This window comes from Streptococcus sp. 45, assembly GCF_900108865.1.
Taxonomy (GTDB): domain Bacteria; phylum Bacillota; class Bacilli; order Lactobacillales; family Streptococcaceae; genus Streptococcus; species Streptococcus ruminicola.
On record NZ_FNXZ01000001.1, the window covers coordinates 625,063 to 644,896 of the forward strand.

Annotated in this window: 23 protein-coding genes; 2 read left to right on the forward strand and 21 right to left on the reverse strand. The window is 38.6% G+C overall.

Going from position 1 to position 19,834, the window contains the following annotated elements; translation table 11 throughout:
* Nucleotides 1-132: 132 nt before the first annotated feature.
* Together BMX18_RS03050 and sstT are read right to left on the reverse strand one after the other, a co-directional pair.
* Nucleotides 133-681, reverse strand: coding sequence for an ECF-type riboflavin transporter substrate-binding protein (locus tag BMX18_RS03050; RefSeq protein WP_006532926.1), 549 nt, complete (start codon nucleotides 679-681; stop codon nucleotides 133-135).
* A gap of 182 nt (nucleotides 682-863) precedes the next feature.
* Entirely contained in the window at nucleotides 864-2,084 is a 1,221-nt protein-coding gene (gene sstT, locus BMX18_RS03055; protein WP_074626240.1) for a serine/threonine transporter SstT, read from the reverse strand.
* Between the two features lie 317 nt (nucleotides 2,085-2,401).
* Between sstT and brnQ the strand changes: the two genes are divergently transcribed.
* Nucleotides 2,402-3,775, forward strand: coding sequence for a branched-chain amino acid transport system II carrier protein (gene brnQ, locus BMX18_RS03060; RefSeq protein ID WP_074868386.1), 1,374 nt, complete (start codon nucleotides 2,402-2,404; stop codon nucleotides 3,773-3,775).
* Nucleotides 3,776-3,821: 46 nt separating this feature from the next.
* Here brnQ and BMX18_RS03065 read toward each other — a convergent pair whose 3' ends face one another.
* Nucleotides 3,822-4,451: an NAD(P)-dependent oxidoreductase gene (locus BMX18_RS03065; protein ID WP_074868390.1), complete on the reverse strand. Its 630-nt coding sequence runs from the start codon at nucleotides 4,449-4,451 to the stop codon at nucleotides 3,822-3,824.
* Nucleotides 4,452-4,627: 176 nt separating this feature from the next.
* Here BMX18_RS03065 and BMX18_RS03070 point away from each other — a divergent pair, with 176 nt between their 5' ends.
* Nucleotides 4,628-5,089, forward strand: a complete 462-nt coding sequence (locus tag BMX18_RS03070) for an Rrf2 family transcriptional regulator (protein ID WP_074868393.1) — start codon at nucleotides 4,628-4,630, stop codon at nucleotides 5,087-5,089.
* Nucleotides 5,090-5,136: 47 nt separating this feature from the next.
* Here the strand turns inward: BMX18_RS03070 and BMX18_RS03075 are convergent, their stop codons facing one another.
* From BMX18_RS03075 to BMX18_RS03160, 18 genes are all read right to left on the reverse strand, one after another.
* Nucleotides 5,137-5,829, reverse strand: coding sequence for a methionine ABC transporter permease (locus tag BMX18_RS03075; RefSeq protein WP_074560827.1), 693 nt, complete (start codon nucleotides 5,827-5,829; stop codon nucleotides 5,137-5,139).
* On the reverse strand, nucleotides 5,830-6,894 hold the full coding sequence (locus tag BMX18_RS03080; RefSeq protein WP_093815029.1) for a methionine ABC transporter ATP-binding protein: 1,065 nt from the start codon (nucleotides 6,892-6,894) through the stop codon (nucleotides 5,830-5,832). It lies immediately after the preceding gene.
* Between the two features lie 170 nt (nucleotides 6,895-7,064).
* A complete protein-coding gene (locus BMX18_RS03085; protein ID WP_074564328.1) occupies nucleotides 7,065-7,943 on the reverse strand; it encodes a MetQ/NlpA family ABC transporter substrate-binding protein in 879 nt (292 codons plus the stop codon).
* Nucleotides 7,944-8,050: 107 nt separating this feature from the next.
* The gene (locus tag BMX18_RS03090; RefSeq protein ID WP_093815031.1) at nucleotides 8,051-8,890 is read right to left on the reverse strand and encodes an amino acid ABC transporter substrate-binding protein; all 840 of its coding nucleotides are present in this window, start codon (nucleotides 8,888-8,890) and stop codon (nucleotides 8,051-8,053) included.
* A 105-nt stretch (nucleotides 8,891-8,995) separates the two neighbouring features.
* Nucleotides 8,996-10,141, reverse strand: coding sequence for an amidohydrolase (locus tag BMX18_RS03095; protein ID WP_093815033.1), 1,146 nt, complete (start codon nucleotides 10,139-10,141; stop codon nucleotides 8,996-8,998).
* A complete protein-coding gene (locus BMX18_RS03100; protein WP_093815158.1) occupies nucleotides 10,138-10,935 on the reverse strand; it encodes a transporter substrate-binding domain-containing protein in 798 nt (265 codons plus the stop codon). The genes BMX18_RS03095 and BMX18_RS03100 overlap by 4 nt, the downstream gene beginning before the upstream one ends.
* 25 nt (nucleotides 10,936-10,960) lie before the next feature.
* Nucleotides 10,961-11,647, reverse strand: a complete 687-nt coding sequence (locus BMX18_RS03105; RefSeq protein ID WP_093815034.1) for a gamma-glutamyl-gamma-aminobutyrate hydrolase family protein — start codon at nucleotides 11,645-11,647, stop codon at nucleotides 10,961-10,963.
* 177 nt (nucleotides 11,648-11,824) lie between these two features.
* Nucleotides 11,825-12,541, reverse strand: a complete 717-nt coding sequence (locus BMX18_RS03110) for a YebC/PmpR family DNA-binding transcriptional regulator (RefSeq protein WP_024343611.1) — start codon at nucleotides 12,539-12,541, stop codon at nucleotides 11,825-11,827.
* A gap of 262 nt (nucleotides 12,542-12,803) precedes the next feature.
* Nucleotides 12,804-13,523 carry a MerR family transcriptional regulator gene (locus tag BMX18_RS03115; protein WP_093815036.1) on the reverse strand — a complete coding sequence of 240 codons (720 nt, stop codon included), beginning with the start codon at nucleotides 13,521-13,523 and terminating at the stop codon, nucleotides 12,804-12,806.
* A 64-nt stretch (nucleotides 13,524-13,587) separates the two neighbouring features.
* Nucleotides 13,588-14,682, reverse strand: a complete 1,095-nt coding sequence (locus BMX18_RS03120) for a nucleotidyltransferase (protein ID WP_093815038.1) — start codon at nucleotides 14,680-14,682, stop codon at nucleotides 13,588-13,590.
* A 27-nt stretch (nucleotides 14,683-14,709) separates the two neighbouring features.
* Nucleotides 14,710-15,447: a class I SAM-dependent DNA methyltransferase gene (locus tag BMX18_RS03125; protein WP_074482499.1), complete on the reverse strand. Its 738-nt coding sequence runs from the start codon at nucleotides 15,445-15,447 to the stop codon at nucleotides 14,710-14,712.
* A gap of 60 nt (nucleotides 15,448-15,507) precedes the next feature.
* Entirely contained in the window at nucleotides 15,508-15,861 is a 354-nt protein-coding gene (gene rsfS / locus BMX18_RS03130; RefSeq protein WP_013852201.1) for a ribosome silencing factor, read from the reverse strand.
* Nucleotides 15,858-16,376: a cysteine hydrolase family protein gene (locus tag BMX18_RS03135; protein ID WP_074564340.1), complete on the reverse strand. Its 519-nt coding sequence runs from the start codon at nucleotides 16,374-16,376 to the stop codon at nucleotides 15,858-15,860. The genes rsfS and BMX18_RS03135 overlap by 4 nt, the downstream gene beginning before the upstream one ends.
* Entirely contained in the window at nucleotides 16,373-16,972 is a 600-nt protein-coding gene (gene yqeK / locus BMX18_RS03140) for a bis(5'-nucleosyl)-tetraphosphatase (symmetrical) YqeK (protein ID WP_093815040.1), read from the reverse strand. Before yqeK ends, BMX18_RS03135 begins: the two co-directional genes overlap by 4 nt.
* Nucleotides 16,962-17,600 carry a nicotinate-nucleotide adenylyltransferase gene (locus BMX18_RS03145; RefSeq protein WP_093815042.1) on the reverse strand — a complete coding sequence of 213 codons (639 nt, stop codon included), beginning with the start codon at nucleotides 17,598-17,600 and terminating at the stop codon, nucleotides 16,962-16,964. The genes yqeK and BMX18_RS03145 overlap by 11 nt, the downstream gene beginning before the upstream one ends.
* A gap of 66 nt (nucleotides 17,601-17,666) precedes the next feature.
* A complete protein-coding gene (gene yhbY, locus BMX18_RS03150; RefSeq protein WP_039696356.1) occupies nucleotides 17,667-17,981 on the reverse strand; it encodes a ribosome assembly RNA-binding protein YhbY in 315 nt (104 codons plus the stop codon).
* 104 nt (nucleotides 17,982-18,085) lie between these two features.
* A complete protein-coding gene (yqeH, locus tag BMX18_RS03155) occupies nucleotides 18,086-19,204 on the reverse strand; it encodes a ribosome biogenesis GTPase YqeH (protein WP_074564343.1) in 1,119 nt (372 codons plus the stop codon).
* Entirely contained in the window at nucleotides 19,204-19,731 is a 528-nt protein-coding gene (locus tag BMX18_RS03160; protein ID WP_180366619.1) for a YqeG family HAD IIIA-type phosphatase, read from the reverse strand. Before BMX18_RS03160 ends, yqeH begins: the two co-directional genes overlap by 1 nt.
* Between the last annotated feature and the right edge of the window lie 103 nt (nucleotides 19,732-19,834).

Here is a 19,834-nt window from a genome sequence, read left to right on the forward strand (position 1 = left end):
TAAAAAATGATTAAGAGTAGGATAACCTTGTCATCCTACCCCGTTAAAAACGGCTCTCATGCGAGCCTGGATAATACTAGAATGCTATGTGATAGCCAAAAACAGAACTCCTAGCCCTGCTTTTCAAAAGAATTAATCTTTTGTTAGACTACCTGATTGTGTACGTGTTTTTGAGTAGACAGCTAAAAGCAATGACCCACCAATAGCAATTGTCAAGCTATTAATAGCAGCTGATAGAATACCTTGAGTAAAGACTTTACTTGCTGGTTCACTATAAATCAAAATGTCACCATACGGTGCAATGATGCCCCAACCAATAACATTAGCTAGGATTTGTGCACTGTTAAACCATACCAAATCTTTTTCAGTTAATTGACCTTTTTCAATCTTGATTTTTTTAGCCACAAGTCCGATAGCTAGACCAATCAAACCACTCACAAGGACCCATGTCCACCATGGTGAACCATATTGAAGAGCATCTTTCAAAGCATGTCCGATAAAGCCAGAAAAGAATCCAACAGTTGGACCATAAACAACGGCAAATAGAGCAACCACTGCGTATTGCAATTGAAGATTTGTATTTGGAATTGGTGTTGGAATATTAACCAATGTTCCGATGATAATAAACAGTGCAGCACCAATCCCTGTAGCCACAACAGTCTTGATTGAATTATTTTTCATGACTTATTCTCCTTTATAATAAACTTATCTATTTTTCTAAGTATAATGCTTTAGAAACCCTATTTTAACGCCGTTTTATTTTACCACAAATAAAGGACATTTTAAAGACGCTTATTTATTTGAACTAGTCATAAAAGGGCTTTATATAAAAAATAGCCGAGCTTTCGCCCAGCTATCTAGTATTAATTAACTTTTTTCTTTTTACCCCAAACAGATTTTTCAGCAACTGCTGTAAAGAGAACATCTGTTGAAGAGTTTAGGGCTGTTTCACATGAGTCTTGAACAACCCCAACAATAAATCCGACACCAACTACTTGCATTGCAAGGTCGTTTGAAATACCGAATAAGCTACATGCAACTGGTACTAGAAGAAGTGAGCCTCCAGTAACACCAGATGCACCGCAAGCTGATACTGCAGACAAGACACTTAGCAAGAAAGCTGTTGGAAAATCGACGTGAATGCCTAGCGTATTAACCGCAGCAAGTGTCAAAACATTAATTGTGATGGCAGCACCACCCATATTGATTGTAGCACCAAGTGGGATAGATACCTTGTAAGTATCTTTGTTCAAGCCTAACTCTTCACAAAGTTTCATATTAACGGGAATGTTAGCTGCAGAACTACGTGTGAAGAAAGCTGTCAATCCAGAATCTTTCAAGCAACGGAAAACCAATGGATATGGATTTTTGCGCATGAAGAGAAAAGCAATAAACGGATTAATTACTAAAGCTACAAAAAGCATTGTCCCCACAAGAGCTAAAATCAAGAAACCATAGTTTGCTAAAATCTTAACCCCGTTATCTGAGATTGTCTTAAAGACAAGGCCTAAAATACCAAATGGTGCTAAATTAATAATCCAACGAACCACTTGTGACGTAACATCAGCGATGGTTTGTAAAAGCTCTTTCGTTTCTTTATTTGAATTTCTAAAAGCAAGACCAAAGATAACAGCCCAAGTCAATACACCGATATAGTTAGCTGTTCCCAATGCATTAATTGGGTTATCAACCATTTTTAGTAGAAGACTGTGGAAAACTTGCCCAACTCCTTCCGGAGATGACAATTTTGGTTGCGTGGCAGTATCCAAGGTCAGAGTGATTGGGAAAAGGTAATTCACCACAACTGCTACTAGGGCAGCTGCTAAGGTCCCAACAAGATAAAGTCCAATAATCGTTGACATATTGGTCTTTTGTCCCTTTTCATTTTGTGACAATGCACTAGCAACCAAAACAAAGACAAGTAATGGCGCTACCGCTTTTAGCCCACCAACGAACAAATCACCTAGGATACCAATAGCTGAAACCTTAGGAAGAGTCATTCCTAAAATAAATCCAAGAATAACACCAATGATGATTCGTTTGATGAGACTAGTTCTATTCCAAACATTAATAAATCGTTTCATGGTAGCTCCTCAAAAAAATATTAACGGTTTTAATCATAATATAAAACAAGCGCTTCGTCAAACGAATTATGGCAGTTTTTATGCCATGACAGCGCTTTTATCGTGGGTTTTTTCAATTTTTTGAAAATTTTGTGATTATTTCTAACATGGCTCCTCCTTGATATGACAAGGAATGTCAGCTTTTTAGTAAAAAAACAGCGATTTTCTTCTATTGACGTTAGAAATGGAGTTCGATATAATAAGCTGCGCATCATTTTGCTTAATGAGAGAGTTTAACTAAGCAAAATGCTATATCGTTTTTTATTAGGAGGACATTAATGAAACCTGTCAAAAATATCTATATTATCATCGGTTTCATGTTATTTGCTTTATTCTTTGGGGCAGGTAATCTGATTTATCCCGCCTTTTTAGGGATATATTCTGGTAGTAACCTTGCATTGGCCATTCTTGGTTTCTGTTTAACTGGTGTGACTCTTCCGCTTTTAGGGGTAGTCGCAGTAGCCTATTCAGGTGCGAGTGATATTGAAGATTTTGCACGTCCAGTTTCTCGTCACTATGCTTTGCTATTTTCAATCGCACTTTACTTATCAATCGGGCCATTCTTTGCCATTCCAAGAACGGGTGCTACTTCATTTTCAATCGGTATTGAACCTATCTTTGGTGACAATCTGATTGCTAAAGTAGTCTACGGTTTGGTTTTCTTTGGTATTTCTTACTTCTTAGCGATTAAACCCAATAAAATCGCAGACCGTATCGGGAAATACCTAACACCTGCACTTTTGATTATCATCGCAATTTTAGTCGTAGCTTCATTTGTAAAACCAGCTGGTGATATCGGAACAGCTTACAACGCTGCCAATGATATCAGTAATGCCTTTAAAGATGTTCCATTTGTTGCGGGACTCATTCAAGGTTATGGAACAATGGATGCCCTTGCTTCACTAGCCTTTGCCATTATCGTTATCGACGCTAGCAAATCACACGGAGCAAAAGGAAAAGCTGAAGTTGCTACACTTACTTTCAAATCAGGATTAATTGCTACTGTACTACTTGCTCTTATTTATATCTTTGTAGCTCGTATCGGAGCTTCATCACAAAATCTCTTTGATTTTTCTAACGGACACTTTATGTTTAAAGGTGAAGCAATCGATGGTGGTAACATCCTTGGACAAGCAGCTCACTTCTATCTTGGAAGTATCGGACAAATCATCCTTGCTGCAGCTATTTTCCTTGCTTGCTTAACAACAGCAACTGGTTTGATTACTGCCTGTGCAGAGTATTTCCACAAATTGCAACCAAAAGTTTCTCACGTTTCTTGGGCAACTCTCTTCACTTTGATTGCACTATTCTTCTACTTCGGTGGCCTTTCTGAATTGATTAAGTGGTCACTTCCAGTACTTTACTTGCTCTATCCATTAACAGTCGTTATTATCTTCTTAGCCTTGCTATCAAAATTCTTCAAGAAAGATCGCATCGTTTACCAAATTACAATTGGTTTTGCAGCTATCCCAGCTCTTTACGATGCCCTCTCAACACTTGCTAAAATGACTGGACTTTTCAGCCTACCAGCAAGCCTTGTTAATTTCTTCAATGGATTCGTTCCACTAGGACAATTCTCCCTTGAATGGATTAGCTTTGCCATCGTTGGATTCATTGTTGGATTTATCCTACACAAGACTAAAAAAGCTTAATAATAGCAAAACCAACCTTCATAACGAGGGTTGGCTTTTTTGTTGTTTATTTTCCAAGTAAACTAATACGTTCTTGAATGTGTTTGGCATTTTCAACCTCATCAACAAATCCAAGAGCATAATCCGCATAACTAATAGCACTTTCGCCTTTATCATTGAAAGTTAATTCTTCACCAGCAAGAATGTATTCTCCTGTACGTTTACCATCTGCTTGGAAATCAATGGCTGGACTGATGAAAGTCCATTTGACATCATGACGTTCACGGATTTCTGCTAAGGACTGACGTTGAGCACTAGCAAGTGGTCTAAAAGCTTCTGGAAATTTTGGTGTGTCAACCAATTGCACCGTGTGCTCTGGGTTAACATAAAGACTTCCTGCACCACCGACAATCATCAAACGTGTGTCAGTACCTGAAAGCAAATCAGCCAAATGTTTTTGCGAATCGCTGTGAAGATGAAGTTGGTCTTCTTTCCAATATCCAACAGCATCAACCACAACATCAAACCCTACCAAATCTTCTTTGGTTAAGTCAAATAAGTCCTTTTCAATAACTTTTTGAGCTTTTGATTTATTTGAACTACGAACAACTGCTGTGACATCATGGCCACGATTAAGAGCTTCTTCAACAATTAATCGACCTGCTTTACCATTTGCGGCAACGACTGCAATTTTCATAAGAATTCCTCCGAAAAAATTACCTTCTTCGTTGTAACACCTTTTGTTACAACTACACTTTTAATATACCTTTATCTCGATGTAATGTCAAGAGTTACAACAAAAAGTTGTAACTTTTTTAATGACAACTCAAATATGCTATAATGAGCTTAACTAAATTCCCATAAGGAGAAAAAATGCCCTATTCAACTCGACTAGCAACTTCCGTTCATATTCTGTTAGCCATTTATCATTTTGAAAATGAAGCAAAAGTAACTTCTACTTTTCTAGCTAAAAGTATCCAGACTAACCCTGTTATTGTGCGTAACTTACTAGGAAAATTGCAAAAAGCTGACTTAGTCAAAGTAGAAGCTGGTGTTGGCGGAGCTCATTTAACAAAGAAACCTGAAGAACTAACACTCTGGGATATCTTCCAAGCTGTTGAAGATAAGAATAAACCGATTTTCAAAGCTAGTGATGATACCAATCCAAATTGTCCTGTTGGTCGTGTGGTTAATTCAGTTCTTCAACCACGCATTAACAAAATTCAGGAAACTTTCCAAGCATCCCTAAAAGCCGTTAACCTAGCAAACCTGATTGAGGATATGGACCAGCAATTAGAAAAAATAGATTTCAAAAATCTCCCTGAAAAACCTTAAAAAGTTAATCTAAAAAGAGACTCACAAATGTGAGCCTCTTTTTAGATTTATTTATGACTAAGTTTTTTAGTTAAGAAATCACCGACAAATTGGATGATAAAGACAAGAACCAAAATACATAGTGTCGCGATAATTGTGACATCCGTTGCTGAACGGTTGTATCCGTAGTAAATAGCAATATAACCAAGACCACCAGCACCGATGGCACCAGCCATTGCTGTTTCACCGATGAGTGAGATTAGAGTCACAGTTGACACACGAATCAATTCTGGCAAACCTTCGCTAAGGTAAATCTTGATAATATCCCAAAGTGTCGCACCTGAAGCTTGTGCCGCTTCGATAACTCCCTTGTCCATTTCAGAAAAGACAACTTGAACTTGACGAGCATAGAAGGCAAATGTTGCCGCAGACAGTGGAATCAAAGCCGCTGTTTTACCAAGGTTAGTTCCAACAAGAGCATAAGTGAAACCTTTTAAAATCGCAAGCAAGATAATAAATGGAATGGCACGCACAATTGACGTGAAAATATCCAAAACTTTAAAACCAAAACGATTGCTCAAAACACCATTTGGTCCTGTTAGAACCAAAAACAAGCCCATAACAAGTCCTAAAAGACCACCAATGACAAAAGACCAACCTGTCATATAAATAGTCGCTGAAAAGGCATCTGACCAAGAATTTGTCCCTTCCCAACCAATGCGGTAAACATCAGGCATATTTGTAGAAATCCATTCAATCATTTAGGCACCTCGTTTCAATACTGTTAATTCGATTCCAGCAGCAACAATAGCTTCTTGCGCACCCGCCAGTGCAAAGGCTTCACCAGACAAGACAACAATCATCTCACCAACTGGTGTATCATCTAAAATTTCAATATTTCCGTAAAGAATATTAGCTGTAACTTCGAATTGTTTGTAGATTTGATTAAGAATTGGTTCATCAGTTGATGTTCCAGCGTACTTCAATTGAACAAGCAAATCATCTTTTGGCAGATTTTGTACAATAGCTTGTTTTTCAATTTTAACCAAGGCATCTTCAATACCAGTTGCTGTTTTAATAAATTCTTGTGTTAATGATTCTTTAGGATTTGAGAAGATGTCTAGAACTGATCCTTCTTCAATCAAGCGACCATTTTGCATGACAGCGACACGATGGCAGATGTCTTTCACAATTTGCATTTCGTGAGTAATCATAACCACTGTCAAACCAAGTTTTTGGTTCAATTCTTGCAATAGTGCCAAAATTTGTTTGGTTGTTTTTGGGTCAAGAGCTGATGTTGATTCATCAGAAATCAAAATTTCTGGGTCATTAGCAAGCGCACGCGCAATCGCCACACGTTGTTTTTGACCACCTGATAATTGTGATGGATAGTTTTCAGCTCGATCAGCTAGACCTACCAATTCCAACAATTCAGCAACTTTTTGATCTTTTTCTTCTTTGCTTAATTTTGAATGACGAAGAGCAAATGCTACATTTTGGCGCGCTGTTTTTTGTGCCATCAAATTAAAGTGTTGGAAAATCATCCCAATTTTTTGACGTTTTTGACGAAGGGCAGCTCCTTTTAATTGAACTTTTCCATCCGCAAATGTCACATCATCACCAATTGTGATTTTTCCTGCTGTTGGGGCTTGTAACAAATTAATCGTACGTACCAAAGTTGATTTTCCGGCACCAGAATACCCAACAATTCCATAAATATCGCCTTTATTAATCGCAATTGAAACATCTTTTACCGCTTCAATCACACGTTTTTTCTGGCGAAAAGTAATATCGATATGCTCTAAATTAATAATCGGTTTTGTCATAACTCTTACTCAACTCCTCAAGATTTACTCACTTATTGTTTTATCAATTCTATCATTTTAAAACAATTTTCAAAACTTTCCAACATCATATTCTACCATATTCTGTTGTTTTTAAAAATAGAGAATGGCGTGTTTCACACACGCCAACTCTAAATCTTCAATAAAATCCTTTAGTCTTTAGAAGAAACTTTTGCACCCTTCCATGCTGGGATATCAACGTTATTTGAAGCATCTTGGATGACTTTACCAACTTCGTCAGTTTGGTAAACTGAAATCAAAGTCTTGATAGCTTTAGCTTTGTCAGATTTCTTCCAATCTTTTTGAGCTGCAATAACGTTGACCCATTGATCTGAGTTTTTGTCAACTGCTTCTTTGTAAAGTGTTGTTTTGTAATCAACTTTTGCTGCTTGAGCGTAAGAGTTGTTAACGATAGCGGCATCGACTGATGACAATGTTGAAGCCGTTTGTGCAGCATCAACTTCTTTGATATCTAAATCTTTAGGATTTGATGAAATGTTTTTGATTGTTGCAAGTTCGTCACCATTAACGTCCAATTTAATCAAACCTGCTGATTGAAGAAGGTAAAGAGCACGGCTTTCGTTTGAAGCATCATTTGGAACTGAGATAGTTGCTTTGTTAGGAATGTCTTTGACATCAGTGTATTTAGCTTTGCCATTTTCTGTACCTGAGAAGATACGGATTGGGCTAAGAAGTGTGTCAGCGGCTTCTACCAAAGTTCCTTTGTTTTCAGAGTTCCAGTTGTTCAAAAAATATTTGTGTTGGAAGGCATTGACGTCAACTTCACCATTTTGAAGAGCTTCGTTTGGTTGGTTGTAATCAGTGAACTCAACCAATTCGATTTCCACGCCTTTGTCTTTAGCCAATTCTTTGACTTTATCCCAAAGTGGTTCAGTTGCATCATCCAAAGTCATGATACCAACTTTAAGTTTTGAATCATTTGAAGCTGATTTTGAACCACCACATGCTGCCAATAAAAGTGTTGAGGCAAGAGCTACGCTAGCCAATCCAAGTAATTTTTTTAATTTCATATCTATTTCCTCTCTCCTTTAACTCGTGATTTCATTCTAACCTAATTAGTTATAGGTTTCAAATTGTTAAAATCAAGGTTTAGTTATAGTTTTAAACTATAACTAAATTATTTTTCTGATGGAACCGTCAAGTCTTTCGCGTTTGGGACATAATCTCCGCCAAGATATTTCTGTGCCAAGTCTGACAAAGTGCCATCCTTTTGCAAGGTCTTCAAACGCTTATTAACAAAGCTTTGCAAGTCTTTTTGATCTTGTCCCAGAATGAAATAAATGAATGGTTGTTCATCAGATTTCAACTCGATAGTTTTCAAATTATTCAATTTTTGATTTTTAATAATGGTATTTACCGTAGGAGCATCAAAAATCTTGAAATCAAACTTACCATCATTCAGATTTGTCAAAACTTGAGTAATGTTTTCGTTAGTGTAGTTGAGGTCAACAGGTTTGCTGCTATTTTCAGTGTTAAATTTTTCAAGCTGTGCTGCTGTTGTTGTTCCTTGAACCACTTGTGTTGAATGTCCTGCAATATCATCGTATGAAGCAATATCTGAGTCTTTTGGCACTACCAAAACTGATGGTGTTGACCCGATTGGATAAGAATAAAGGTATTTTGCTGAACGTTCTTTGGTATAACTGATATTGTTGCCGCCAAGCTGATATTTCCCAGAATCAAGTCCTGTGAAAATAGATGACCACTCTGTCTTCTTGAAAGTCACTTTGTACTTATCAGAATCTTTGAAGACAGCTTTTGCCACCTCGATATCATAACCAGTTAGTTTACCTGATTCTTCGTAAGAGAAAGGTGCTGTCGTTCCAACTGTCGCAAAAGTCAGCTCTTTCTTATCAGATGATGCATCTGATGATGACTTTGATGAGCAAGCTGCAAGAAGCGTTGCTGAGACGAGAGCTAGTCCTGTTATTCCTAGCATTTTTTTCATAATCGTCATATCGTTTCCTACCTTCTTTAAGAGTTGCTTACATCTTAACATCCAAGCGACTTCTTAACAAATACTTAAATTCTATCACCGCGATAAAGAAATCTTATCACCCAGCTAGTCTTTTCCCTTTGCAAAATAATCTAGCAAATAAAGAGCATTCTCAACAAAATACTGCACGGCTGTTTTGAGTGCTTCGTCTTTGACCGTAAAAGTATCTTGATGAAGCCCTGCCGCATTTTCATCGCCATTACTTCCAATCAAAGCAAAAACACCTGGAATCTTCTCTTGATAAGCCGCAAAGTCCTCACCAATGGTCAGAGGTTCAACTTCTAAAACCTTGGCAAATCGCTCAGAATTTTTAGCAATTAAGGGGGTTAACTCTTCATCATTAAAAGTTAATGTCGGCGTTTTGCCCCATTCAATCGATACTTGAGCCGCAAATTGGTCAGCTGTATTTTCGATAATTTTAGTAAATGACTCACGCAAATGCTGACGTGTCTCCGCAGAAAATGAGCGCATTGTCCCTTCAAAATAACCTGATTCTGGCATGACATTCCACGCGCTGCCCACATCAATGTGTGTCACTGACAAGACTGCAGGCTCAAAAGGCGATACCGTACGGCTGACAATCGCCTGAAGATTATTGACAATAGTTGTAATGGCTAAGACCGTATCTGTCCCAAAATCTGGACGCGCAGCATGCCCGCTCACACCACTAACAGTGACTTTAAACTTATCGACCGCTGCCATGATAGCTTTTGAGCGAAGTCCGATTTGCCCAGACTTAAGATGAGGATAATTATGATAACCAATAATAGCTGAAACATCCTTAAGACCGCCAGCTTCAATCACTTGATAGGCACCAACCGACACTTCTTCAGCTGGCTGAAAAATCAAGCGCACAGTTCCTTTTAGCTGCTCTTCTTTTGCTTTTAAAATCTCAGCAGCACCTAAAAGACTAGTCTGGTGGAAATCATGTCCACAGGCGTGCATAGCGCCGTTCTGGCTGGCATAATCAAAGGTATTTCGCTCCTTGATTGGTAGAGCATCAATATCTGCACGCAAAGCAATAACGGGCTTACCATGCCCAATTTCGGCAATAAAACCCGTTGGTAAATCTGTTTCAAGAATACGAATCCCTAAATTTGAAATGTATTCTTTCAAAAAGGCTGTCGTCTCAAATTCATTCTCCGAAACCTCAGGATGCGCATGAATATGATGACGAATCTCTGCTAATTTAGCATAAAAATCTGATGTCATTTTGACTCCTCTATCGCTTGCTTATCTGGTAAGTAACTACCACCTAAATATTTTTGACTTAACGTCTCTAAGACACCCTTATCATAAAGTTTTTTCACTGCTTTATCAAATTTTAACTTCAACTTCTTGCTGTCACTTGAGAAAATAATATAATTATTTGGATTATCATCTGTTTTTAAATCAGTAACAGTCAAGTCGAGTTCCTTTTGCTTGATAATCGTCTCAACGGAAATTTTATCAAAGATTAAATAATCAAATTCGCCGCTGTCCAAATCAAGCAAACGCTTTGTCACGTCTTCGCCAGAATATTCAATTTTTGACGGTGAATTACTGTGCTTCTTATTCCAATCATCGACAAATTTTGCTGTTGATGTTCCCGTATCATCTTGGGTAACCTTACCAGCAATATCATCAAGTGACTTAATGTCAGAACCATCCTTAGTGACTAGCACCAGCGGATTTTTGGCAATTGGCACAGAATAAAGATATTTGCTTGCACGTTCTTTCGTGTAAGATAGATTATTGGCAGCCACTTGGTAAATTTCACTATCGAGCCCGACAAAAATAGAATCCCAAGCTGTCTTTTTAAAAGTAAACTCATAACCGTCAATGTATTTACTAGCTGATTTAATCACTTGAATATCATAGCCAGTCAGTTGACCTTTAGTATTTTGATAAGAAAAAGGTTTGATATCCCCTGCTGTGGCAACGACAGCTTTCTGATCATCTGCCTCAACATGAACTGTCAGTCCTGCACTTAATAAAATAGTTAATCCTAATAAACTTTTTTTCATTTTCATACCTCAAACTCCACTAAAACTACAGTTGCTGTACTAAATAGTCAAAAATCTTCCGGCTTTCTGCTTTTTCTAACAGTAATTCTGGATGCCATTGAAAGCCTAAAATGGGCGTTCCATCCTTACTTTCATAAGCTTCAATTGTGCCGTCACGTGGGTCACGCGCTGTCGCAACCAAGCTCGGTGCCAACTCTTTCACACTTTGTTGGTGGAAAGAATTAACCCAAGCACCATTAGCAACTAGCTTACTAACGCGGCTATTTGGTAGAATCTCCACTTCTTGTGATGTCCCTGAAAACTCTTTTTGCCAGTGGTGTTCAACCTTTTGGTTCAAGGTTCCACCCAAAGCAACATTAAGCAATTGCATACCGCGGCAAACTGCAAAAATCGGTTTCTTTTGCTTCAAAGCTTCTTTAATCAAAGCCAATTCAAATTCATCACGTTCCAAGCTATAATCATCACTGTCAATTGATTTTCTTTCACCATAAAACTCAGGAGTCACGTTTTGGCCGCCTGAGAGGATTAATTTATCAATCATGTCGATGTAATCTTTAGCCAAGTCTGGACTAGCAACAGGAATAACAATCGGAAGTCCCCCAGCTTCCTTGACCCCGTCAGATAAACGTCTTGACACCATATCATATGGCAAACCAGACCGTGCTGGAAATTCTTTGATATTTCCCGAAATGCCAACAATAACTTTCTCCATACAAGCACCCCACTTTCTATCAATTATAAGAAGCCATTTTCTAAGTTAGAAATATTGTAAACCAAATACTCAAAGATTACCAATAGTTATTTTTTATCAGGGAGATAGGCTTTAGCTATAACCAAAAAAAGACACCCAGTCTTTCGACTGAATGTCCTCTTTTTTTATACTATCAGATTAGAAATCAGATACGTTGTGGTAAACTTTTTGAACGTCTTCGTCATCTTCAAGAGCGTCAACAAGTTTTTCAAATGTTTCAAGGTCTTCACCTTCAAGAGTTACTTCTGATTGAGGAATCATTTCAAGTTCAGTAACTTTGAATTCTTCGATGCCGTTAGCACGCAAAGCTTCGATACCTTTGTGAAGGTCAGTTGGGGCTGTGTAGACAGTTACTACACCATCTTCTGCTTCAACATCTTCAACATCAACATCAGCTTCTAGCAATTGTTCAAAAATGCTATCTGCATCGTCACCGTCAAATACAATAACACCTTTTTTGTCGAACATGTAAGAAACTGAACCAGATGCTCCCATGTTACCACCGTTTTTACCAAATGCAGTACGCAAGTTAGCAGCAGTACGGTTAACGTTACTTGTCAAAGTATCAACGATGATCATTGAACCGTTTGGTCCAAATCCTTCGTAACGACCTTCAACGAAAGTTTCGTCTGTATTACCTTTTGCTTTATCGATTGCGCGGTCGATAACGTGTTTTGGAACTTGTGCTTGTTTTGCACGTTCAAGTACGAATTTAAGAGCTGAGTTTGATTCTGGATCTGGTTCACCTTTTTTAGCAGCTACATAGATTTCAACACCAAATTTAGCGTAAACTTTTGAGTTAGCACCATCTTTGGCAGTTTTTTTGGCAACAATATTGGCCCACTTACGTCCCATGGGTAGTCTCCTTTGTAAAGATTATTATTTATTTTAGCATGATTAAGTGATTTGACCAATAAAATAGCCAAATCATTGAACTACTGAATTAGCAAAGCTAAATTCGTAATCCTTTTTATTATAGCACTTTGACAGGGCTGTGTAAAATGTTCCTAAAAATTAAAAGCGAAAACTGAGCTCAACAAAAGCCCAGTTTTTAGTTTATTTATGTAAGCGCTTTTTTGGTTCTAATCGCAGATTTTCTCAAAGCTTGGTTTTAAAATTATCTATTTTGGACATATTCTGCAATAGCAGAACTAACAAAACTAGCTGTTCCTTGACCTGCCGCTTTGTCGATAAAAGTTGTGAAACGATTATCAGCGACATACATCTGTCCTAGACCAGACAGCACATTTAAATCACACGGGTAAAATTTCTCGCTAATGTAAGTTTGTAAGGTTTCAACTTGTTTTTGAACTTTGTTATCAGAAAGAGAAAGCTCTTTTAGTGCTGCAAAGTCTTTCATGATTGCTGCCATTTCTTCTGTAATAACCGAAAAATCAGCTTGTGAACTTTTTTCAAAAGCTTGGTAGGCTTCTGTCTTTCCCCAGCGTTCTTTAGCTTCTTTTTGGAAAGCTTCTAAATCTGTCTTGTCATAGGCTCTAAATGTCATCATATTTTCTCCATTTTCCTGCAAGGACTTGGCATGACAAATAACTTTTTCCAAATGGTCTTTTTTTAATTCAAGCCACTTTATCTGCTCACGTAAAGCTTCTTTTTTGTCATAGCTTGGATCCGACAGGATTTCCTTTATTTTTTTAAGAGGAAATTCTAGCTCACGAAACAGAAGAATTTCTTGCAAGCGTTCAAATGCATCCATATCATAAAAGCGATAGCCATTTTCTCCGATAAAGGATGGTTTTAAAAGACCAATATGGTCATAGTAGTGCAAAGTCCGCACACTAATACCTGATATCTGACTCATCTCTTTTACAGTTTTCATGAGTTACCTCCTCTTGATGACAAGTATAGGCTATAACGTTACGTTAGAGTCAAGAGAAAAATGCTTATTTTGTGATTCTAATCGGGACTTTTCCCCAAATTTGTTCTTGAAGGTGTGGATTACCTAGCTGATAGACTTGGTCAGCTTGCTGGGTCACCGCATCCCACGGTTTGGCACCGATTCGAGCAACGATATCCACAGACTTTTTCACCGTTTTCAGGTGTTTTTGCCCTTTTTCAGTGAATCCCAGCACATGTACCGCCTCTGGCAGTGGTTTTTCCACAGCTCCAACCAAGATATATGCCAAAATGCGGCGCACACGGGCTTTCGTATAGCGTTTCGTGGCGACTTTATCCACCAATTCATCCACAGTCGCTACGCTCCTAATAGCAGAGCGGATACGACTGGCAAGTTCTTCATTTACTTGGAAAATCCCCGTCAAATCAGGATTTGTCAAGATTTGGTACTTGAGCAATTGAAAATAATTGTCCCAAGTCACCTGTGGAGCACTTAGGAAAAGGTCAGCTTCTGGCATGAATTTGTCCACAAAATCCTTGTCTTGCCTGTGCATACGCAAATTTGTCGCGGAAGCAAAAGCCACATCGGTGTCTAGCGAATGATAACCAGCTCCCTGACGCTTGATAGGACTGAGCTTAATCGCCTTCCCAGCACAAGCTTTAGCATAAGAAAGCCCTAAAATGTGGTTTGGCGTATCACCTGTGAACTTAACACCAGCAAAAGTCTCCCACATTTTCTGCGTTTTCTGTGGATAAGACAAATTATCTGGCAAACTTTGCAAGTAATCCACCATTTTCTGTTGATTATCCGCATAAATCTGTGAAAAGTGTTGATAATCCAGATTTTCTTCCGTGCCAAACGCCAACTTATCCACACCAAGACGCTCTAAAATGTCCACCGCACCTTGAGCAAAGTAGTCAGCTGACTGAACAGCAACCAAAAATGGCAACTCAACCACCAAATCAGCCCCACATTTCAGCGCCATTTCCGCACGCGTCCACTTGTCCACAACCGCAGGTTCACCACGCTGCACAAAATTCCCAGACATGGCAACAATCTTGACCCCTTCAGCCTGCGACAACAAATAACGATGCCCATTATGAAAAGGATTAAATTCAGCAACGATACCAGTGATAGTCATGATGTGCTCCTTAGAGAATCTTCTCTCCTACTTCTGGCACACAAAGAACCAGCGTTCTGATTTTTTGCGTGGCTTTTTGTCTTCGAAATCAGCGTAGAGTTTAAATGATTTGAAGCCTGCTTGTTCCAAGAGGATGTCGTAAGTCAAGACTTCGTATGTGCGTTCTTCATGGACTTCGTCGTAACGTGTGAAGCGTCCATCTTCGTCTTGCAAGAAGAAAGTCAATTCGTGGACAACTGAGTGAGGCGCTTCATCCGCGTAAGTATCCCAGACCATGGCAAATTCTTCAGCATTTTCGTGGTAAGAGTAGCCAGGAAAGACAGTATCAGTCTTATAAGTTGAGTGCACGTCAAAGATGAAGACTCCGCCGTCGTTTAAGCTGTCATAAACCTGCTTAAAGACGTCACCGACTTCAACTTCATCAGCCATATAGCAGATAGAATCTGAGTAGCATGTCACCAAATCGTATTTGCCAGCTTGCGACAAATCAAGCATGTTGCCTTGCTTGAACTCGATATCTTCACCAGCAGCTTTTGCACGTTTTCTTGCGATTTCAAGCATATCTTCACTCAAATCTAGCCCAGTCACGTCAAAGCCAGCTTTAGAAAAGCGGACTGACTGAATCCCAGTTCCACAGGCTAACTCCAAGAGTTTTTTCTTATCTTTTGGAAAATGGCGGAGCGAAAAGTCTGTCCATTTGTCATAAAGGCTGTCGTCCATGATAGCATCATAAACCGCTGCAAATTTTTCGTAGTTTTTGTTCATTTTCGTTTCTCTTCAAGTTTCAAAAACCTTGCCAAATGGCAAGGCAAGGTAAGATTATCATTAAGCAAGGTATTCTGACACATCGACCATAGGTGCTTCGTGCCACAATTTTTCGATGTTGTAGTGTTCACGTTCGTCTTCTGAGAAGATGTGAACAACAACGTCGTTAAGGTCAAGTAGTACCCAACCAGTACGGCTATCACCTTCAGCGTGACTAGCATCTCCACCTGCTTCTTTAACTTTTTCACGGATATTTTCTGCAATAGCATCCAATTGACGAGTGTTCATAGCGCTAACGACCACAAAATAGTCAGTCACACTAGTCAATCCGTAAAGGTCCAAAACGACCATATCTTCTGCACGTTTCTCATCAGCTGCTTTCACAACAACAGCTAAAAGTTCTTCTTTAGTCAATATAAATCCTCTTTCAATATTTCTTCTATCGTCTTTACCTTGGCAAATCGATTATGCCAAATAGCTTCGTAATGTTTTTGTAGTTGCTTTGCTGTCAGGAAATCACTATCAAAAGTAGTCGTTCCATTCTTTGGAATAGTCACTTGATACCCTAGTTCAAACGCCACCTTAACAGTCGTATCAATACAGTAATCAGTTGCCATTCCGATAATCACTAAATGACTAAACGCTTGGCTAGCCAGATATTCTTGTAGTGAGGTTTCTTTAAAAGCACTATTATATTGCTTGTCAAAGATTTTTTCTCCTGCTTTCAGAGCAACACCGTCGTAGATTTTCCATCCATGACTACCAAAAACTAATTCTTCGTCATGATGTCGAACATAGATGACTTCAACACCTTTTTCACGACAACTTGTTATTAATTGCTGCCAAATAGACAGGCACTCCTGCATTTGATAAGGTACATTTTCAATCAAATCATTTTGAATATCTACGACTAGCAAAGCAGTTTTCATTTATCAGACCTCATATACCCCACATAAGCATTATAAGTCTCAATGGTTTGTGGGAAAATTGGGAAGGCTTGGTGGGCTAGGTGCTCGACGGTGTGAACTGTTTCGTAAGCGACAGCTTTGTCAAGCGATTCTTTGGCAATCACACGCGCTTCTTCCACCAATGGGAAACGGCGACCTGGCTCGATATAGTCAGCAACATAGATAATCTTATCAAGTAGTGACATAGCTCCAGAGCCAACAGTGTGCGTCTCAATGCTACGCAAGATTTCCTTATCTGTCACACCCAAGTCTTCTTGAATCTTGTAAATACCAACCATGCCATGCCAGACATTGTTGCCCCATTTTTTGAGTTCTGGGTCAAGCTTGTACTTATCAATCAAGTCTAAAAATTCTTGGTCAGAAAGCTCTTTGGCGTAATCATGAATCAAACCAGCAAGTCCAGCTTTTTCGGTGTCATAACCATAACGCTCGGCTAGTTCAATCGCTGATTTTTCCACACCAAGAACGTGTTTAAAGCGTTTCTCGCTCATTGCCGCAGCAACTTTTTCTAAAAGCTCAGCACGTTCGATTCCCGCTGTGTAAGTCTCATAGGTCACGGTAAAGACCTTCTTTCTCAATGTAGTCGATAACAGCTTCTGGTAATAAGAAGTTTGGACGACAACCAGTTTCAAAGTGATGACGAATCAAGCTTGATGAAATATCCATCATTGGCACATCTACCCAAATGACAGGATAAGATGTTCCTGCCTTGTATTTAGGACGTTGCACACCAACGAATTGAACCATTTTGATTAATTCATCAATTTTGTACCATTTTGGAAGGTAATCAACCATATCAGCACCGATAATGAAATAGTAATCCACGTCTGGATTTTTTTCGATTAAAAGTTTCATGGTATCGTAAGTATAGCTGATACCCTTACGCTCTAATTCGATTGTTTCAATATCCAGACCTTCAACACCTTCAATGGCTAGCTCAAGCATTTTCAAGCGGTGTTTTTCATCAATCGTTTCTTTTTTATCAAGATGTGGTGGCTCATATTCGGGCATAAGAAGAACTTTGTCCAAACACAATTGTTGGCGGACTTGGTCAGCAACCACGAGATGAGCATTGTGGACAGGGTTAAAATTGCCGCCCAAAATACCAATTTGCTTACGATTTTTATCTTTTTCTTTTTTCTCCAGTTCCACTTTGGTAAATGGAGTAACTAATTCTAATGCCATACGACTACCTCCGAGCTAGGTATTACCTACCAAGCTCATTCAACTACATTGCCCGTTAAAAACAGACTATTTATTCAGTTCTTTTACTTTTGGTGAGATTTTACGGTTTTGTTTTTTAGATGATTCTTTGTAAAGAATGATGATACGTCCGATTTTAAGGACAGTATCGCAACCAATCTCATCTTCCAAGATTTCAGCCACTTCATGAATATCTTCGTCAGTATTTTGAAGAAGAGTGACTTTAATCAATTCACGCGCGTCAAGTGCATTACGGACGCTTGTTTTAATTTGGTCGTTAAGACCATTTTTCCCAATTTGTACAATTGGTTTCATTGAATGTGCTTGTGATTTCAAAAAAGCACGTTGTTTACTTGTTAGCATACTCTTTGATATAAAGGCATTATCAACACCAGGCAATTTTCCTGGTGTCTAGCCCCGTTCAAATCAAGTTGTTTTGACTTGAACTTCCTTTCTTTTAGTTTTCTTTAAATCAATGCTTTACGAAGAAGAACAGCTACACCTTCTGGTGCCCAAGCTGCAATCTTCACTGGGTTAGCTTGTGAGGCTTTAATACGAATCCAACCAAGTCCTGAATAAACTACATCCATTTTATCTTTGATGGTAAATTCATGACGAACCAATTTTGGAAACTCAGCCAATTCTTTATCACTTGGTGGTGTCAAAAGACTACCAACGTGTTTGTCGTAAAAGGCATCAGCGCCAGCTAATTTAGTACGGTGTAATTTCAAATTATTATCAAAATAAGCTGTGAAACCTTGTTTGTCACCTGAGATAAAATCAAATCGACCCAAACCAGCTAAGAACAAGGTTTGTTCTGGATTAAGTTGGTAAGTTTTTGGTTTGATTTCTTTTTTCGGACTGATGTATTTTAGATTCTTATCACCAAGGTAGTGCGCCATTTGGTGACGGTGGATGATACCTGGTGTGTCAAAAATGTAAGAACCATCATCAAGTGGAATTTCAATTTTATCAAGCGTTGTTCCAGGGAAACGAGACGTTGTGATAATGTCTTTTTCTCCTGTGATTTCTTTGATAATGGCATTGATAAGTGTTGATTTACCAACGTTTGTTACACCTACCACGTAGACATCACGACCACGACGCAATTTCTCAATTTTTTCAATCAAGTCTTTAATAGCTTGATGATTTTGTGCACTAGTCAAAATAACGTCAACTGGACGAAGACCTTCTTCGTGGGCACGCTCAGTCAACCATTGAGTGACTTTACCTGTCTTAACAGATTTTGGTAAAATGTCTTTTTTATTTCCGACAAGAAGAACATCATTGCCAGATACAAAACGTGACAAACCTGGAATAACTGACCCATTAAAATCAAAGATATCCACAACGTTAACCACAAGTGCATCACTATCCCCAACTTCGTGAAGAAGTTTCAAGAATTCGTCATCAGTAATGTGCACGTCAGTGATTTCATTGTAGTGACGCAGTCTAAAACATCTTTGACAATACAATTCACCTGTTTCTAAGCCTTTTTCAAGAGCTGCTTTCGGTGTGTATCCTGCTTGTTCTTTATCTTCTGTTTGAATTTTGGCTCCACAGCCAATACATAATAATTCTTCCATTAAATTCCTTTTTGATATTGGATTTTTCCGTATTTTTCTTCAAGTTTAGCCCAAACACGACGTTCACGCCAACGATTAATTCTAGTATTCCAAGCATCAGATTTAACCAAAGGTTTAACCAAAACAGATTGAATCTCTGCACGATGCGCAGCGCGAATATCTGTCATCAACTGGTCTCCAACCATGATAACTTCATCACGGTCAAATCCATAACGCTTGATGGCTTTATTAATACCACGTGTGAAAGGTTTCATTGAACGGCTAACAAAGTCCACGCCAAAGCGTGATACCGCACGATCAACACGCGAATAACTGTTATTTGATACGACAACCACAGAAATATCAGCCATAGTCATTTCATCCAACCACGCCCTTACTTCTGGTGTTCCATCTGGGTTATTCCATGCAATTAGTGTATTATCTAAGTCAACTAAAACGGCATGAATACCATGTCGCAACAAATCATCTGCTTTTAAATCATAAACTGCCTCTACCACGAAGGTCGGCCTATAATCGTCTATACTCAAATTACTCTCCAAAAAAATATATTTTACTATTTATTTTAACATATTTAGACCAATATGGCGAATTGGATAATACCTTAATTTAATAAAAAAGAGTGGAAAACCA